The organism is Pseudomonas sp. Sample_10, assembly GCF_004321495.1.
GTDB lineage: Bacteria > Pseudomonadota > Gammaproteobacteria > Pseudomonadales > Pseudomonadaceae > Aquipseudomonas.
On the sequence record NZ_RCOE01000293.1, the window covers coordinates 1 to 17,202 of the forward strand.

Here is a 17,202-nt window from a genome sequence, read left to right on the forward strand (position 1 = left end):
CGCAGATCAGCACCCAGGAAATCCAGGGCATGATCGACCGCTTGCAGGCCGGCACCCAATCGGCGGTAGAAGCCATGCAACGTTCCAGCGAAGCCGGTGACGGCACGTCCGCGCAGGCCAATGAGGCGGGTGCTTCGCTCGATACGATGGCGCAGTTGATCGCCACCATCAATTCGATGAACGCACAGATCGCCAGCGCCGCCGAGGAGCAGACCGCCGTGGCGGAAGAGATCAACCGCAGCGTGCACCAGATCGCGGTGGCGGTGGACAACGTTGCCGATGAAACCCAACTCGGCGCGCAGACTTCGCGCAGTTTGGCCGACCTGGGACAGCGGTTGGGCGGTCTGGTCGGGCAGTTCCGAATCTGATCAGCGATGCTTTTTGTGGCGAGCGAGCTTGCTCGCGCTTGAGTGCGCAGCGCTCACCGCTTTTTTAAGGCTGCTACGCAGCCAAGCGGGAGCAAGCTCCCTCGCCACAGAAGCGCAACTTTTCCGCCTGAGGGGTCATGACCTGTCCCAATACGGCACTTCGCCAAAGCATTGGACGAAGTAGTCGATCACCGTCCTGACCTTCACCGACAGGCGTCGGCTGCCGGGCCAGAGTATCGCGATCTGCTGCGGCTCCAGGCTGTTGGATACCTGATAGTTGCCCAGCACCGGCACCAGCGTGCCGCTGCGCACCGCCTCGCCAATCAACCATGACGGAAACATCACCAGGCCCAAACCCTGTTCAGCGGCTTGCGTCAGGGTGTCGGCGTGGTTGCCGGTAATTGACCCTTTCACCGAATACGGTACCCACGGCTGTGTACCCTTGCGGAAAAACCAGCGTTGCAGGCCAGCCACGCCTTTGTAGGCCAGGCACTGGTGGTTGGCCAGTTCGTCGGGATGCTCGGGCCTGCCGTGGCGTTCCAGGTAAGCCGGGCTCGCCGCGACCTGAAAGCGCTGCGGCGCCAGCACCCGCGCCTGCATGCTCGAGTCGTGCAGCGAACCGATGCGAAACAGCAGGTCTGCGCCTTCCTGCAACGGTGCGACATAGCTGTCGGTTTGCTGGATATCCAGTTGCAGCTTCGGATAACGCGCGCACAGTTGCCCCAGCCAGGGTGACAGGTGCCGCTGACCGAAGACCACCGGCGCATTGATGCGCACCAGTCCGCTCGGTTCGGCTTGTTGTTCCTGCAACGCCTGTTCGGCTTCCTCCAATTGCACCAGCACCCGCCGCGCGTGATCGCCCAGCACTCGGCCAGCTTCGGTAGGCATGACGGCGCGGGTGTGGCGGTAGAGCAATTGCTGGCCGAGGGCCTGTTCGATCAATTGGATCTGGCGGGAAATCGAAGACGGCGCCACGCCTTCGCGGCGGGCGACTTCGGAAAAACTGCCGTGGTCGAGCACCGCGACAAACAGCCGAAGCGCCTTGAAACCCAATTCGTTGAGTCCTTGCATGGTAGATCCTGCTGTGCGAGATGCGCAAAAGTGTTGTCCGAATGCTCCCATTTATCGCACAGCTATGCCAATCGATAATGCACGCCATCATTCCTTTACACAGGTGTTTTCTATGCATGCTTCTGTTGATGATGTGGGGGGAGTACCGGCGCCGGTCGCCAACTCCGGGTTGCGTTTATTACTGCTGCCACTGGTGATACTGGCCGGTATGGGCCTTTCCGTGGAGGCCGGTCTGCTTGGCCCTTTGGGTGTCCAGGTCGGTCATTTGTGGGCGACCCTGAGCATTTTCGGGGTGGGCTCGGCGATTCTGTTTTTCCTGCTGTTGCTCAGTGGCCCGCAAAAGGGGCCGGCCCTGAGCGAACTGCCGCGCTGGCAATTGGTTGGTGGCTTTCTCGGGCCGATCTATGTGGTGGTGTTGACCCTGGCAACCCCGCATATCGGTATTGCGATGACCATGATCGCGATCCTGTCCGGGCAGGTTGGCAAGAGCGTCTTGATCGACCATTTCGGCTGGTTCGGCGCCACGCGAAAAAAAGTTAACGGTGAACGTTGGCTGGCCTTGCTGCTGATTGTTGCGGCACTTGTTCTGATTGCCCGGGGGTAATGATGAGTCTGATTATTTTGTTGGCGGTGGTGGTGGCCGCCGGTGCGGTGTTGAGTGTGCAGGCGGCGATCAATGGGCGTCTGGGCGAAACGGTCGGCGTATTGCGCAGCAGCTTGCTGACCTTTGTAGTCGGCACGGTACTGACCGGGTTGCTGATTGTGTTTTTTGAACCGGTTCATGCAGTGAGTTTGCTGGAGGTGCCGAAATGGCAACTCAGCGGGGCGCTGTTTGGGGTTGTCTACATGATGGTCATGGTGGGCGCGGTGCCGCGGGTGGGGACGGCGGTGGCGACGGTGGCGGTGATTGTCGGGCAATTGGCGATGGGGATGTTGATCGACAATTTTGGCTGGTTGGGGAATCCGGCGATTGAGTTGTCGGGGAGCAGGATTTTGGCGATGGTACTTTTGGGGTTGGCCTTGGTTTTCATGTATCGCAGTAGTGGGCGGCGCGGGGCTGCTTGACCTTGGCAGCCTCTGGGCCGACCAGGCGGTGGGTTGAACGTGTACATATCCGTTGCTGCGGTAACGGCGGCTTAGGGTTTCGCCCTTACGGCGAGTCCCTTTTTCAAACGCCAAAAAGGAACCAAAAGGCTCGCCCCTTACGTTCGGCCCCTCGCTAGGGCTCGGGGTACCTTCGTTCCGGCATTCATCCGGGGGCATCGCCTCCGGTCTGCTTCGCGACGACCTCCTCTCGATGTGTGCGGCTTCGCCGCACGGCGCTGCGCGCCCACCCCCGGATGAACGCCTCCACTCAGCCTGCCGATGGGGCGGGTGAATCAAGATCAAAAGCTGCAGGCGAGCTAACGCTCGGCCTGTTGAGTGGTTAGAAGCAACGGTGGTTGTATGGCGTTTTGCTTTTGCGTTTGCTCTCCTGTGGGAGCTGGCTTGCCAGCGATGGCGGCCTGACAGCCATCCAACCTCTGGCAGATGTACTCTATCCCTGTGGTAGCTGTTTGCCGGCGATGGCGGCCGGGCCAATCATCGTGCGAGTCTCCGAGCAACTCCTACACTGGTTGGATGGGCTGTTTCTACAGCCCTGACGACCACTGCAAAAGGAGTCAGCTCCATGACCGACGACCGTACCTGTGACTGTCCGAAATGCAACTGCAAGCTCGGCGAGCATCCGATTGTGCGTCACGGCAAGCACTATTGCTGTGAAGCCTGCGCCAAGCATCACGAACACGGCGAGGAATGCAGTCATCAAGGCTGCAAGTGCACTCACTGACAATCGTTAGCCGTGCGCAGGAATGTGGAGCCTAATCGGGCTCCACTTCCAGTTTCAGGCTGTTATCGTCCAACCGTTCACTGTGGCGGACGGTGCCGGTCAGGCGACGTCCCTCGACTCTCAATACCACGGTTTTTGCCTGTTCCAGGTCTTCGGGCAAGGGCGCCGTGATGCGCACGGCGAAGCGGTCCGGCGCATGTTCGACCTGTTCCAGGCCAACCCGGCATTCAGCGCTTTTGGTGACGCGACCGAACAGCGTATCCAGCCCGTAGTCCAGATTCGCCGGTTGGCTGATGGTTGTACCTGTCATGCCTATTCCCCCGTGTCCGCCGAGATTCAATTCGCCGGCCGCCATTTGACGTTCTCCACCCCGAATTTCTCCGCCATCGGCTTGCTGGTCTTTTGCACTTTTTCGCGGCCGAAGCGCGGGATACGCCCGACTCCCGCGTCGCAGCTCGCCCAATGCCAGGCTTCGGCGTTATCCATCTTGTCCAGACGGATAATGAACGATTTCGGGGCGCCATGAAGGGTGTACTCGATGACGAAAAGTTTTGCGTTATTCATAAAGCCCTGGATCCTCCCTGTTGTATTAGAGGGATCGCAGGCCACTCGGAAAATTCATTCGGATTGTCGGACGGTGACGATCATGAAGAGCTCCCATCCTGAATGAGCACTGGGCTTGTCGTACAAATTTACGGTTCTGTACAAGTGAGTTTGCTCGCCACTGCTGCCTTGCGATCAACAGGTTTTTTGCCGGATTACCAGGCGAAACTCCAACAAAACCGACGCATTCGCCACCGATAGCACCAAAGTACTAGCACTATTTGACAACTAGCCCATCAGCGAACGTCAACTAAGGTGTTTCGGGAGTGAAACAGTTTTGGGTCGTAGCAGTTCTGACAGCACGTAACGGTTTACCGTCATTGCTATCTGCCCTTCATGGATTGAAGTGGTTTGGCCACGAAAGGAGTTCCCGTGGAAGCAAGGTTTGGCGTTGCCCTGGTTTTTTCGCGTTTTTCCCCACTTTCCCTTGCTGTGCACCTAAGCGTCGCCGGATGGCTGTTCGGCGGGGTGAGCACACCCGCGTTGGCCACCTGCTCGACAGCCGGCTCCACGGTGACCTGTACCGGCGTGCCATCCTTGCCGCTGTTTCTCAACAACTTCAGCAGTGCCACCAACGGCCTGACGATCAACGTCAACGCCGGGGCGCAGATGAACGCAACCCTCGGCGGCCATGTCATGGACCTGACCGGGGTGAACATCAGCCTGAACAACTCCGGCACGATCGACCCGGCGCTGCTGGGTCTGGTTTCGGTGTTGAGTGGCGGTGCGTTCATCGGCAGTGGTGCCACCAGTACCGTCAACGTGCTCAACAATGCTTCCGGGATCATCCGAGGCACGGGAATGCTGCTGGGGCTGAACCTGACCAGCATTGACGGCCTGGCCATCGGCGTGAACAACGCCGCTGCGGGCACTACCAGCATCACCAACAACGGCACCATTACCTCGACGGGTTTGTCGATAGGCGGCATCACCCTGGCGGATACGCCGGTGATCGGCGTCTACGGCGGCTCGCAGGTCAACATGACCAACAGCAGCACCGGCGTGATCAATGGCCGGATCGCGTTCGAGACTTCGGCGGCGGGCAACACCTTTACCAACGCCGGCGCCATCACTGGCGGCGTGTCGATGGGGGCGAGCAGCACCAACACCTTCACGGCAGTGACCGGTTCTTCGGTGCAGGTGGGTGACGGCGTTCAGATTTCGGTGGGGCTTGGCGGACTGATTGGCATCAACCTGACTTTCGCCCCGACCGGCACCGTCGATGGCGGTGCCGGCGGCACCAACCGCCTGATCCTGCAAAACCCCGTGGGTGTCGGCGGTGGCACCACCGGCGTCGGCACGGCGTCCAGCGCGACCTACGTCAACTTCAACAACCTGACCATCAACAGCGGCACCTGGACTTTGCAGGGGCCGCTGGTCAGCGGCGCGACCACGCTCAATGGCGGCGTCGCTCAATTCAACAACAACGCCACGTTTGGCAGCGGCGTGCTGACCTCCAACGGCGGGATCATTCAAGCCAGTAACGCCGGCTTGAACATCAGCAACCTGATTTCGCTGGGGGCTGGTGGCATGACCTTGCAAGGTACCAACGCCACGACGTTGAGCGGCGTGATATCGGGCAGCGGTGGCCTGACCAAGATCGGCTCCGGCCAGTTGAACTTAAGCGCCGCCAACACTTATCTGGGCAACACCACGCTCAACGGCGGCACGGTGCAGGTGAGTAACAATCAGGCGTTCAGTACCGGTACCCTCAATGTGACCGGCGCGACAACCCTGAGCGCACCCGGCACGATCAACCTGAGCAATGCCATCAGCCTCGGCGGCACATTGACGGCTGGCGGCACGGGAGCACTGACCCTCGGCGGTCTGATCAGCGGCGGTAGCGGCATTACCAAAACCGGCACTGGCAGCCTGACCCTCAGCGGTGCCAACAGCGGTTACACCGGCACCACCACGCTCAGCGCCGGCAGCCTGCTGGTGACCAACGACAATTCGTTGGGCAGCGGCGCGCTGAACACCGCCGCCGGCACCAGTCTGGACAGCACCGCCAACGTCACGTTGGCCAACAACATCGCGATGACCGGCACTCTGAACGTACTCGGCAGCAATGCCCTGACCCTGGCAGGCGTGTTGTCCGGCACCGGCGGCATCAGCAAAAGTGGCAGCGCCAGCCTGACCCTGACCGGCAACAACACCAACGCCGGCAATACCGCGCTCAATGCCGGTAGCCTGTTCGTCGGCAGCAACACCGCGCTCGGCACAGGCGCGTTGAACGCGGCGGCCGGCACGACGCTGGATGCTACCACTGCAGTGACCCTGGCCAACGCCGTAGCGCTGGCGGCGGATCTGACCATTGGTGGCACACAGGCGCTGGGTCTGGGTGGGGTAATCAGTGGCGCCGGCAACCTGATCAAGAATGGCACGGCAGACCTGACCCTCAGCGGCAACAACAGCTTCTCCGGCGGTACCGCGCTCAATGCCGGGACTTTGATCGTCGGCAGCAACACTGCGCTGGGTACCGGCGCTTTGACCGCCGCCGCAGGCACCAGGCTCGAAGCCAGCACCACGGTCGCGCTGACCAATGCGGTGTCACTGGGCGGTGGCCTGGAAGTCCGGGGCAGCGCTGACCTGACCCTCGGCGGTGTGATCAGTGGCAGTGGCGGGTTGACCAAGCGCGGTTTCGCCAACCTGATTCTCAACGGCGCCAATACCTATCTCGGCGGTACCACGCTGGCCGCCGGTACCCTCACCGTGGGCAACGCGGCGGCATTGGGTAGCGGTGCGCTGAACGTCATCGATGTATCCACGCTGGACAGCAACAGCGCCGTCAATCTGAGCAACAACGTCAACCTCAACAGCAGTACCCTGACCATCGGCGGCACCAGCGGCCTGACCCTTTCCGGTGTGATCAACGGTGCCGGCCAGTTGCTCAAGAATGGCGCGGCCAACTTGACCCTCAACAATGCCAACACCTTCAGCGGCGGTACCACGCTGAACGCCGGCAGTCTGACCGTCGGCAACGCCGCGGCATTGGGCACCGGCGCCCTGACCGTGGCCGGGGCGGGGAGCCTCAACAGCAGTTCGGCAGTGACGTTGGCCAATGCGATCACCCTCAACGCCAACCTCACCGCTGGCGGCGCCAATGCGCTGACTCTCGACGGCGTGATCAGTGGCGGCAACGGCCTGATCAAAACCGGCGCCTCGAGCCTGACCCTCAACGGCGCCAACACTTACACCGGCACCACGTCGTTGAACGCCGGCTCACTGATCGTTGGCTCCAACACCGCGCTTGGCATCGGCGCGTTGAACGCGTCGAACGGCACCACGCTGGATGCCAACACCGCAGCGACCTTGGCCAACAACGTCAATCTCGGCGGCACGCTGACTCTGGGCGGCAGCAACGCGCTGACCCTCAGTGGTGTGGTGGCTGGTATCGGTGGATTGGTCAAGAACGGCGCCGCCGACCTGATCCTCAACGGCGCTAACTCCTATTTCGGCAACACCGCGCTGAACAGCGGCAAGCTGATTGTCGGCAGCAACACCGCGCTGGGCTCCGGCACTTTGAACGCGGCGGCAGGCACCACGCTGGACACCAACACCGCCGTCAGCCTGAACAATGCGGTAGCGCTCGCGGGCGCCCTGAACGTCGGCGGCACAGCTAACTTGACCCTGACCGGTCTGGTCAGCGGCGCCGGCAGCCTGGTGAAAGACGGTGCGGCGAATCTGACTCTCAACGCGGCCAACAATTACCTCGGTGGCACCACACTCAATGCCGGTACCTTGACCGTCGGCAACAGTTCAGCATTGGGTTCCGGCGCGTTGACCGTCGCTGGCGCCGCGACACTGGACAGCAACTCGCCGCTGGTCAGCCTCAACAACGCGGTGGCCCTGAATGCCGCGCTGACCGTGGCTGGAACGCAAAACCTGACCCTCGGTGGCGTAACCAGCGGTACCGGCCAATTGATCAAGAACGGCGCGGCCAACCTGACCCTCAACGGCAACAACACTTTCAGCGGCGGCACCGCCCTCAACGCCGGTACGCTGACCCTGGGCAATGCCAATGGCCTGGGCAGTGGCGCCTTGATTGTCGGCGGCGCCGCGACGCTGGATAACAGCGCATCGTTCGGCATCGGCAACGCGATCACGTTGAACGCCGGACTGACTGTTGCGGGCAACAACGACCTGAGCCTCAACGGCATCATCGACGGCGCCGGCAGCCTGACCAAAAACGGCCTGTCGGACCTGACCCTGGCCGGCAACAACACCTTCAGCGGTGCGCTGAATATCGTTTCCGGCAGCGTCACCACGCTCAACACCAATGCGCTGGGCAATACTTCCGGCGTGAACATCAGCGCCGGCGCCGGGCTGAATGTGGGCAGCGACGCCAGCCTCGGCGCGCTGACCGGCAGCGGCAGTGTGCAACTGACCGGCAGCAACACCTTGACCGTGGGCAGCGGCAACGTCACCAGCACCTTCGATGGAGATCTCAGCGGCAGCGGCGGCCTGATCAAGGTCGGCACCGGCACCTTGAACCTCACCGGCATCAACGGCATTACCGGCAACACCGCGATCAATGGCGGCGTTGTCGATCTCAGCGGTTCGCTGGCCAGTGCCCAGCTCAACGTCAACACCGGCGGTACCCTGACCGGTAGCGGTTCGGCGCTCGGTACGGTCAACGTCAACAGTGGCGGCCATCTGGCGCTGTCTTCGGGCAACCAACTGTCCGCCGGTGCACTGACCCTCGCGGCCGGCAGCAACGTTGACGTGGCGCTGGGGACACCGTCGACCACGTCGCTGATGAACGTCGGCGGCAACCTCACGCTCGACGGTAACCTCAACGTCACCGATGCCGGTGGTTTCGGCGTCGGCGTGTATCGCCTGTTCAACTACACCGGTGCCCTGACCAACCTGGGTCTTGATGTGGCCAGCGTACCGGTCGGCTACGGCCTCGGCGATCTGCTGGTGCAGACCGGCGTAGCCAATCAGATCAATATTGAAGTGTCGGCGCCTAATGCAAACATCCGCTACTGGGACGGAAGTCAGACGATTGCCAACGGCGTCGTCGATGGCGGCAGCGGCGCATGGAATGCCGTCGGCACTAACTGGACCGATGCCAACGGATTGATCAACCAGCCGTGGGCCGGCGACTTCGCGGTGTTCCAGGGCACGGCCGGCACGGTGACGGTCAACGGCACGCAACTGTTCACCGGCATGCAATTTCTCACCGACGGGTACAACCTGGTGAACGGCGCGGCGGGGCAATTGACTGCGGTGAACGGCACTGGCGGTACCACGGCGGTACGGGTCGATCCGGGCGTGACCGCCACCCTCGGCGTCAACATCGATGGCAGCGGCATTCTCAACAAGCTCGACAGCGGCACCCTGGTGCTCAACGGCGCCAACACTTACAGCGGCGGCACGCAACTGGACGGCGGCAAGATAGTCGTCGGCAGCAATACGGCGCTGGGCAGCGGTACGCTGATCGCCAATGCAGGTACACAACTGGACAGCAATACGGCCGTGACCCTTGGCAACGCCGCCACACTCAACGGTAACCTCACCGTGGTCGGCAGCAACGCACTGACCCTCAATGGCGTGATTGGCGGCACTGGCGGGCTGATCAAGAACGGCGCGGCCAACCTGACCCTCGGCGGCAACAACGCTTTCCTCGGGCCGGTGGCCTTGAACGCAGGCGGACTGATTCTGGCATCCAACTCGGCGTTGGGTTCCGGCACCCTGAACGCCGCAGGTGGCACCACGCTCGATGCCGCCACTGCGGTATCGCTGAACAACGCGGTGAACCTGGCCGGCAACCTCGGCGTCGGCGGCACGGCGGACCTGACCCTTGCCGGCACGATCAACGGCGCTGGCAGTCTGAGCAAAAACGGCGCGGCCAACCTGACCCTCGGCGGCAATAACAACTTCCTCGGCGGCCTCACCCTCAACGCTGGCACCCTTATCGCAGGCAGCAATTCGGCGCTGGGCCTGGGCAACCTCACCGTGGCCGGCGCCTCGTCGCTGGACAGCAACGGTGCGATCAACCTGGGCAACAACGTGGTGCTCAACGCCAACCTGAGCAACACCGGCACCAACAACCTGACCCTCGCCGGTGTGATCAGCGGCGCCGGTGGGCTGATCAAGAACGGCGCCTCCAACCTGACCCTCAACGGCATCAACACCTACAGCGGCGGCACCACGTTGAATGCCGGAACGCTGAGCCTTGGCACCGGCGCTTCACTGGGCTCCGGGGCGCTGACCGTGGCCGGCACTTCGAGCCTCGACAACAATGCGCCGCTGGTGCTGGCCAACGACCTCAACGTCAACGCCAATTTGAGCATCGCCGGTAACCTTGGCCTGACGCTGGGCGGCGTGATCGCCGGCAGTGGTACGTTGACCAAGAACGGTCTGGCGGTCCTGACGCTCAGCGGCAACAACACCTTCAACGGTCTGATCGATGTGCAGGCCGGGAGCCTGAACACGCTTGGCAGCACTGCGCTGGGCGATAACGCCGCCGTCAACCTCGCGGTCGGCACCACGCTCAACATCGGTGATTCGACCAGCATCGGCAGCCTGACCGGTGACGGCACGGTTGGCATCGGTGACTTTGACACCCTGAGCATCGGAGGCAACAACCAGAGCAGCACCTTCGCAGGCGTCCTCAGGGACGGCATCGACAGGGGCGGGTTGACCAAACTGGGCATCGGCACATTGACACTGACCGGCAACAACACCCTCACCGGTGATACCAACGTCAATGCCGGCACCTTGCAGGTCAACGGTTCGCTGGCCAGCGACAATGTGCTGGTCAACAGCGGCGGCACCCTGGGCGGCAGCGGCACGCTCGGCGGGGCAGTGACGGTGGCCGATGGCGGTCACCTGGCCGGGGTTACCGGCAGCACACTGTCGGTGGGTTCGCTGGTATTCAATGGCAACTCCAACTTCGATGTCGGCCTCGGCACACCGGTGTCCGGTGGTGGTAACGCGCTGGTCAATGTCGGCGGCAACCTGACCCTGGACGGCACCCTCAATGTCAGCGACATCGGCGGCTTCGGCAGTGGCGTGTATCGCCTGATCAACTACACCGGAGGCTTGACCGACAACGGCCTGTTGATCGGCACGCTGCCGGGCAGCGTCACTCCGGGCGATCTGACCTTGCAAACCGCGCTGGCCAACCAGATCAACCTGCTGGTCAGCGCACCGGGCGTCACCGTGCAGTTCTGGGATGGCAATCAACTGGTGGCCAACGGTTCAGTGGATGGCGGCAGCGGCACCTGGGGCACCGGCACCACCAACTGGACCGACGTCAACGGCACCACCAATCAGGGCTGGACCAACAACTTCGCGGTGTTCCAGGGCGCTGCCGGCACCGTGACCGTCAACGGCGCGCAAACCATCACCGGCATGCAGTTCGTCACCGATGGCTACAGCCTGCAAAACGGCACGGCGGGCTCGCTGAATCTGGTCAACGGTTCCCTGGGCAACGCTTCGGTGCGTGTCGATCCGAACGCTACGGCAACCATCGGCGTAGCGCTCAACGGCGCCGGCACCCTCGGCAAGTACGACACCGGCACCCTGGTGCTTAACGCCGCCAACGGCTACACCGGCGGCACCGCGCTCAATGGCGGCAAGATCGTGGTCGGCAACAACGCCGCCCTCGGCACAGGCGTCTTGACCGCCGCCAACGGTACGGCGCTGGACAGCAACACCGTCGTCACCCTCGGCAATGACGTAGTGCTCAATGGTGGATTGAACGTGACTGGCTCCAACGCCTTGACACTCGCCGGCGTTGTCAGCGGCAGCGGCAGCCTGATCAAGACCGGCGCTTCGAGCCTGACCCTCAACGGCAGCAACACCTACAGCGGTGGCACCCAGCTCAACGGCGGCACGCTGATCCTCGGCAACAACAGCGCCATCAGCAGCGGGGCGCTGAGTGTGCTCGGCAACGGCACCCTCGACAGCACTTCGGCACTGCAACTGGCCAACGCCATCAACCTCGGCGCGCAATTGACCCTCGCCGGCAATCAGAACACCAGCCTGATCGGTGCGATCACCGGCAGCGGCAGCCTGGTGAAAAACGGCGCGGGCGACCTCGTGCTCAGTGGCGCCAACAGCTACAGCGGCGGTACCACCCTCAACGCAGGCAGCACACGTGGCGACACCAGCAGCCTGCAAGGGGCGATCGTCAACAACGCCGCGCTGACCTTTGAGCAGAACAGCGCCGGCAGCTACACCGGCAACCTAACCGGTACGGGCACCTTGAGCAAAACCGGCAGCGGTGAATTGCTCATGACCGGCAACAACACCTTCACCGGCAGCACTTCGGTGCAGGCTGGCAGGCTGCTGGTCAACGGCGTGCTCAACAGTGCCAACGTCGATGTTGCCAGCGGCGCGACCGTCGGCGGCAGCGGCCAGATCGGGGGGGCGTTGCAACTGGCCAGTGGCGCGACGCTGCTCGGTGGCGGCAGTGCGACGCCGTTGTCGGTAGGCTCGTTGGCGTTGTCCTCGGGCACGAACCTGGACTTCAGCCTTGGCTCGGCGGCCAGCTCGACGACAGTGGTCAATGTCGCCGGGGACCTGACCCTCGACGGTACGTTGAACATCAGCAATGCCGGCGGCTTCGGCACGGGCGTCTATCAACTGTTCAGCTACGGCGGCAGCCTGACCGACAACGGCCTGGTCTACGGCAGCCTGCCGGTATCGGCGGCGAACCTGAGTCTGCAAACAGCCATGGCCAATCAGATCAACCTGTTGGTGCAAGGCACGCCGGGTGAAGTGCAGTTCTGGAACGGTGGCAAAACCAACCCGGACGGCAGCATCGGTGGCGGCAGCGGCGTTTGGGGACCGGGCACCAATTGGACCGATCCGACCGGTACCCAGGCATTGGGCGCCAACGGCCAGTTCGCCGTATTCGGCGGGCAGGGCGGTACCGTCACTGTGCAAGGCAACCAAAGCTTCACCGGGTTGCAGTTCCTCGGTAGCGGTTACAGTCTGGTGCCGGCTGCTGACGGCGCACTGACGCCGGTAAACGGCGCGGATGGCAGTCTTGCACCGGTGCGGGTGAATGCGGGGGCGACTACGGAAATTGCCGTGCCGCTGGTGGGTAGTGGCGGTATCGAAAAGCTTGATTCCGGTACGCTGTTGCTCAGCGCTGCCAACACCTACAGCGGTGGTACTACCGTCAGTGGCGGTACGCTGATCGGCAACACCACCAGCCTGCAAGGCAACATCCTCAACAATGCGCAATTGGTGTTTCAGCAGAATGCCAACGGCCAGTTCAACGGTGTGCTCAGTGGCACCGGTCGGCTGGCCAAGCGCGGTGCCGGACGTTTGTTGCTCGCCGGTACTCAGCCGTTCAACGGTACCGTCTCGGTGGATCAGGGCGTGCTGCAAGTCGGTAGTCTCGCAGCACGCGCGTCGCTCGGCGGACAAATTACCGTGGCCAATGGCGCCGGCCTCAGTGGTAACGGCAGCGTTGGCGCGGTGGACAACCATGGCGTTGTTGCATCCGGCGGGGCTGATGGCACTTTGAGCGTTACCGGTAACCTGACCAACGCTGCCGATGGTGTGCTGGCGCTGACGCTCAGCTCGCCGACCGCCACGCCGCTGGCGGTGGGCGGCACCGCGGTCCTCGGTGGCGGCCTGCAAGTGACCAGCCTGGCACCGTTCACCGGCAACACCACGTATTCACTGATCAGCGCTGGCGGGGGCGTCTCGGGGACCTTCAGTACCACCGATCTGCCGCAATACGCATTCCTCGACACAGCGCTGGTGTATGACGCGAATGCGGTGAACCTGGCGGTCAGTCGCAACGGCAACTCGTTTGCCGACGTGGCCGCGACCGGCAACCAGCTCAACACCGCCACGGCGTTGTCGAACAATGGCCCGGCGGGGGCGGCGTTGCAGAACGAAATCCTCAACCTCAGTGTCGCTGACGCGCGTAGCGCCTTCGACAATCTGTCCGGGGAAATCCACGCGAGTACCGCCAGCGCGATTCTCGAGGACTCACGCTACGTACGCGACGCGGTCAACGACCGTATGCGCCAGCCGTCATGCAGCGCAGCAAACGACCCACGCAACGCCCTCGCGCCCAGCGACAATCAGTTGAGCAGCAGCGGTTGCCACGGCGAGATGGTCGGTTGGGTCCGTGCCCTGGGGGCGTGGGGTGAGTCGGATGGCGACAGCAATAGCGCGAAGCTGGATCGCAACCTCAGCGGGTTCATGCTTGGGACCGACAAGCAACTTGATGACCAGTGGCGCGCGGGGATGGCCGCCGGCTACACCCGCAGTGACCTCGATGCCCATGATCGACACTCCAGCGCCACAGTGGAGAGCTACCACCTGGCGGCGTACCTGAACTCGCAGTTCGATGCACTGGCCGTGCGCCTTGGCGCGGCTTACAGCTGGCACGACATCGAGAGCAAGCGCGACGTCAGCGTCGGTGCCTACAACGATCGACTGGAAGCCGATTACGACGCGCGCAGCGCCCAGGTGTTCGGTGAAGTCGGTTACACCGTCGAGGCGGCCGGCACAGCGCTGGAGCCGTTCGCCGGCCTCGCCTACGTCAACTACGACAGCGGCAAGGCCAAGGAAAAAGGCGGGGTGGGGCGCCTGAGCGCCGATGCCGACCAGGACATCACGTTCTCCACCCTGGGCCTGCGTGCCGGCAAACGCATCACCCTGGCCAACGGCGGACAGTTCACCCCGCGTGGCGCCATTGGCTGGCGTCACGCCTTCGGTGACACCAAGCCCGACGCTGACATGACCTTCATCGACGGTGGGGCCTCGTACACCGTGCAAGGCGTGCCCATTGCCAAGGACAGTGCCGTGCTCGAAGCCGGGGTGGACTTCCAGATCAGCCCGACCGGCAAACTCGGCATCGGCTATTCGGGGCAGGTCTCTGGCGATGGCGATGATCATGCGATGACCATCAGTTTCAGCCTCGGCTTCTGATTCGCTTCTGCAATGCTTGACCGCCCGTAAGGGCGGTTTTTTTTACCTCGGCTTCACCCCTGTCGTGCTCTGCTAGAATCGGCGCCATTGACCCAACGAGGTGCCCCTGATGAGCGAGCCGATTCGCCTGACCCAGTACAGCCACGGCGCTGGCTGCGGTTGCAAGATTTCCCCACAAGTACTGGAAGTGATTCTGGCCGGCAGCGGTGCGCAGAACCTGGACCCGAAACTCTGGGTCGGCAATGCCTCGCGCGATGACGCGGCGGTCTACTCCATCGATGAAGAGCGCGGCGTGGTGTCGACCACGGATTTTTTCATGCCGATCGTCGATGACCCCTTCGATTTCGGTCGCATTGCCGCGACCAATGCCATCAGCGATATCTACGCCATGGGCGGCGATCCGTTGATGGCCATCGCGATCCTCGGCTGGCCGGTCAACGTGCTGGCACCGGAAATTGCCCGCGAAGTGATCCGCGGCGGGCGTTCGGTGTGCGATGAGGCCGGCATTCCACTGGCCGGCGGCCACTCCATCGATGCGCCGGAGCCGATCTTCGGCCTGGCGGTCACCGGGCTGGTGGAAAAACGCCACATGAAGCGTAACGATACCGCCACCGCCGGATGCTTGCTGTACCTGACCAAACCCCTGGGCATCGGCATCCTCACCACCGCCGAAAAGAAGGGCAAGTTGCGCAGCGCCGATGTCGGCCTGGCCCGTGACTGGATGTGTACGCTGAACAAGCCCGGCAGCCGCTTCGGCAAACTCGACGGCGTGACCGCGATGACCGACGTCACCGGTTTCGGCCTCCTTGGGCATCTGGTGGAAATGGCCGACGGCAGCCACCTGACCGCGCGCATCGAATACGATCGGGTACCGCGCTTGCCAGGTGTCGAGTACTACCTTGAACAGGGCTGTGTGCCAGGTGGGACCTTACGTAACTTCGACAGCTACGCCAGCAAGCTCGGACGCCTGCAAGAGTTGCACAAGCGCGTGCTGTGCGATCCGCAGACCAGCGGCGGCCTGCTGATCGCCGTCACTCCCGAAGGCAATGCCGGATTTCTCGCCGTGGCGGCCGAGCTGGGTCTGGATCTGGCGCCGATCGGTGAACTGGTCGAGCGACAGAGCTACGCGGTCGAGGTGTCTTGATGTCTGTCGACTGCACAGATTACCGCGACATATTCCTCAACGACCGGCCGATGATGGACGCCCGCGCACCGGTGGAGTTTGCCAAGGGCTCGTTCCCCGGGGTGGTCAACCTGCCACTGATGAACGATCACGAGCGGCAGCGCATCGGCACCTGTTACAAGCAACAGGGTCAGCAGGCCGCCATCGAACTGGGCCATCAACTGGTGTCCGGGGCCGTCAAGGCCGAACGTATCCAGGCCTGGGCGGCGTTCGCCCGGGCGCATCCCGATGGGCTTCTCTATTGTTTTCGTGGCGGTCTGCGTTCGCAGATCGTTCAGCAATGGCTCAAGGACGAGGCGGGTATCGATTATCCGCGGGTCGGTGGCGGCTACAAGGCCATGCGTACCTTCCTGCTGGAAACTGTCGATCAAGCCGTTGCCCAGTGTGATTTCGTATTGCTGGGTGGCATGACCGGCACCGGCAAAACCGAAGTCCTGACTCAACTGAGCAACGGCCTGGACCTTGAGGGATATGCCAATCATCGCGGTTCCAGTTTCGGCAAACGCGCCACGGGCCAGCCGTCGAATATCGACTTTGAGAATCGCCTGGCAGTGGATGTGTTGAAAAAGCGCGCCCGCGGTCATGAGCAATTCGTGCTCGAAGACGAGAGCCGCGCGGTCGGCAGTTGTGCGCTGCCATTGCCGCTGTATCAGGGGATGCAACAGTTTCCCATGGTCTGGCTCGAAGACAGTCTGTCGGGGCGGGTCGAGCGAATCCTGCGCGATTACGTGGTGGATCTGTGTGCCGAGTTCATCGCCGTACATGGCGACCAGGGCTTTACGCTGTTTTCCGAGCGTTTGCTTGAGAGCCTGAACAACGTGCAGAAGCGCCTGGGTGGCGAGCGCCATCAACGGATGCTGGTCCTGATGGAACAGGCGCTGATTGAGCAGGGGCGCAGCGGCGCGGTGGATTTGCACCGCGGTTGGATCGAAGGCCTGCTGGTCGAGTATTACGATCCGATGTACGCCTTTCAGCGCGAGAAGAAGGGCGCGCGGATCGAGTTCGCCGGGGAGCGGGGAGCGGTGATCGAGTATTTGCGTCAGCGGATGAATCAGAAGGTCTGATGGTGGGTATACCGGCCTCATCGCTGGCAAGCCAGCTCCCACAGCGTTATTGGTTGCTCACAACATTTGTGGTCACTGCAGCCCCCCTGTGGGAGCTGTCTTGCCAGCGATGAAACCCGAACAGACACCGCACAACTCAGGTCGGACAGGTCTCCTGCCCATTATCCAGACCCT

The 17,202-nt window shown here is 62.7% G+C and carries 9 protein-coding genes and 1 pseudogene; 7 read left to right on the plus strand and 3 right to left on the minus strand.

Annotated elements, in window-relative coordinates; translation table 11 throughout:
- Positions 1 to 368, plus strand: a pseudogene (locus D8U18_RS27870) (chemotaxis protein); the annotation flags it as partial.
- Between the two features lie 135 nt (positions 369 to 503).
- Here the strand turns inward: D8U18_RS27870 and D8U18_RS27875 are convergent.
- Positions 504 to 1,439, minus strand: a complete 936-nt coding sequence (locus tag D8U18_RS27875; protein WP_130908380.1) for a LysR family transcriptional regulator — start codon at positions 1,437 to 1,439, stop codon at positions 504 to 506.
- A gap of 112 nt (positions 1,440 to 1,551) precedes the next feature.
- Here D8U18_RS27875 and D8U18_RS27880 point away from each other — a divergent pair, with 112 nt between their 5' ends.
- The 3 genes from D8U18_RS27880 to D8U18_RS27890 all read left to right on the plus strand — a co-directional run bounded on the left by D8U18_RS27880 (position 1,552) and on the right by D8U18_RS27890 (position 3,267).
- Positions 1,552 to 2,043 (plus strand): DMT family transporter, encoded by a 492-nt coding sequence (locus tag D8U18_RS27880; RefSeq protein WP_056854810.1) that lies wholly within the window; start codon positions 1,552 to 1,554, stop codon positions 2,041 to 2,043.
- The gene (locus D8U18_RS27885) at positions 2,043 to 2,504 is read left to right on the plus strand and encodes a DMT family transporter (protein WP_177435073.1); all 462 of its coding nucleotides are present in this window, start codon (positions 2,043 to 2,045) and stop codon (positions 2,502 to 2,504) included. Before D8U18_RS27880 ends, D8U18_RS27885 begins: the two co-directional genes overlap by 1 nt.
- A gap of 604 nt (positions 2,505 to 3,108) precedes the next feature.
- Complete coding sequence (locus D8U18_RS27890; protein WP_131109198.1) at positions 3,109 to 3,267, plus strand: metallothionein; 159 nt, start codon at positions 3,109 to 3,111, stop codon at positions 3,265 to 3,267.
- Positions 3,268 to 3,298: 31 nt separating this feature from the next.
- On the opposite strand, the gene D8U18_RS27895 is transcribed toward D8U18_RS27890, so the two are convergent.
- On the minus strand, positions 3,299 to 3,577 hold the full coding sequence (locus D8U18_RS27895; protein WP_131109200.1) for a hypothetical protein: 279 nt from the start codon (positions 3,575 to 3,577) through the stop codon (positions 3,299 to 3,301).
- Positions 3,578 to 3,603: 26 nt separating this feature from the next.
- Positions 3,604 to 3,831, minus strand: coding sequence for a DUF6555 family protein (locus tag D8U18_RS27900; protein WP_008152143.1), 228 nt, complete (start codon positions 3,829 to 3,831; stop codon positions 3,604 to 3,606).
- Positions 3,832 to 4,242: 411 nt separating this feature from the next.
- Here D8U18_RS27900 and D8U18_RS27905 point away from each other — a divergent pair, with 411 nt between their 5' ends.
- The 3 genes from D8U18_RS27905 (at position 4,243) to mnmH (ending at position 17,028) form a co-directional block, all read left to right on the plus strand.
- Positions 4,243 to 14,781, plus strand: coding sequence for an autotransporter-associated beta strand repeat-containing protein (locus D8U18_RS27905; RefSeq protein ID WP_131109201.1), 10,539 nt, complete (start codon positions 4,243 to 4,245; stop codon positions 14,779 to 14,781).
- A 109-nt stretch (positions 14,782 to 14,890) separates the two neighbouring features.
- Positions 14,891 to 15,925 carry a selenide, water dikinase SelD gene (gene selD / locus D8U18_RS27910; RefSeq protein ID WP_056854806.1) on the plus strand — a complete coding sequence of 345 codons (1,035 nt, stop codon included), beginning with the start codon at positions 14,891 to 14,893 and terminating at the stop codon, positions 15,923 to 15,925.
- Positions 15,925 to 17,028 carry a tRNA 2-selenouridine(34) synthase MnmH gene (gene mnmH, locus D8U18_RS27915; protein ID WP_130904218.1) on the plus strand — a complete coding sequence of 368 codons (1,104 nt, stop codon included), beginning with the start codon at positions 15,925 to 15,927 and terminating at the stop codon, positions 17,026 to 17,028. Before selD ends, mnmH begins: the two co-directional genes overlap by 1 nt.
- Positions 17,029 to 17,202: the final 174 nt, after the last annotated feature.

Coding starts and splice junctions, on each gene's coding strand:
- D8U18_RS27875 (WP_130908380.1), bottom strand. CDS start 1,439: ATGCAAGGACTCAACGAATTGGGTTTCAAGGCGCTTCGGCTGTTTGTC.
- D8U18_RS27880 (WP_056854810.1), top strand. CDS start 1,552: ATGCATGCTTCTGTTGATGATGTGGGGGGAGTACCGGCGCCGGTCGCC.
- D8U18_RS27885 (WP_177435073.1), top strand. CDS start 2,043: ATGATGAGTCTGATTATTTTGTTGGCGGTGGTGGTGGCCGCCGGTGCG.
- D8U18_RS27890 (WP_131109198.1), top strand. CDS start 3,109: ATGACCGACGACCGTACCTGTGACTGTCCGAAATGCAACTGCAAGCTC.
- D8U18_RS27895 (WP_131109200.1), bottom strand. CDS start 3,577: ATGACAGGTACAACCATCAGCCAACCGGCGAATCTGGACTACGGGCTG.
- D8U18_RS27900 (WP_008152143.1), bottom strand. CDS start 3,831: ATGAATAACGCAAAACTTTTCGTCATCGAGTACACCCTTCATGGCGCC.
- selD (WP_056854806.1), top strand. CDS start 14,891: ATGAGCGAGCCGATTCGCCTGACCCAGTACAGCCACGGCGCTGGCTGC.
- mnmH (WP_130904218.1), top strand. CDS start 15,925: ATGTCTGTCGACTGCACAGATTACCGCGACATATTCCTCAACGACCGG.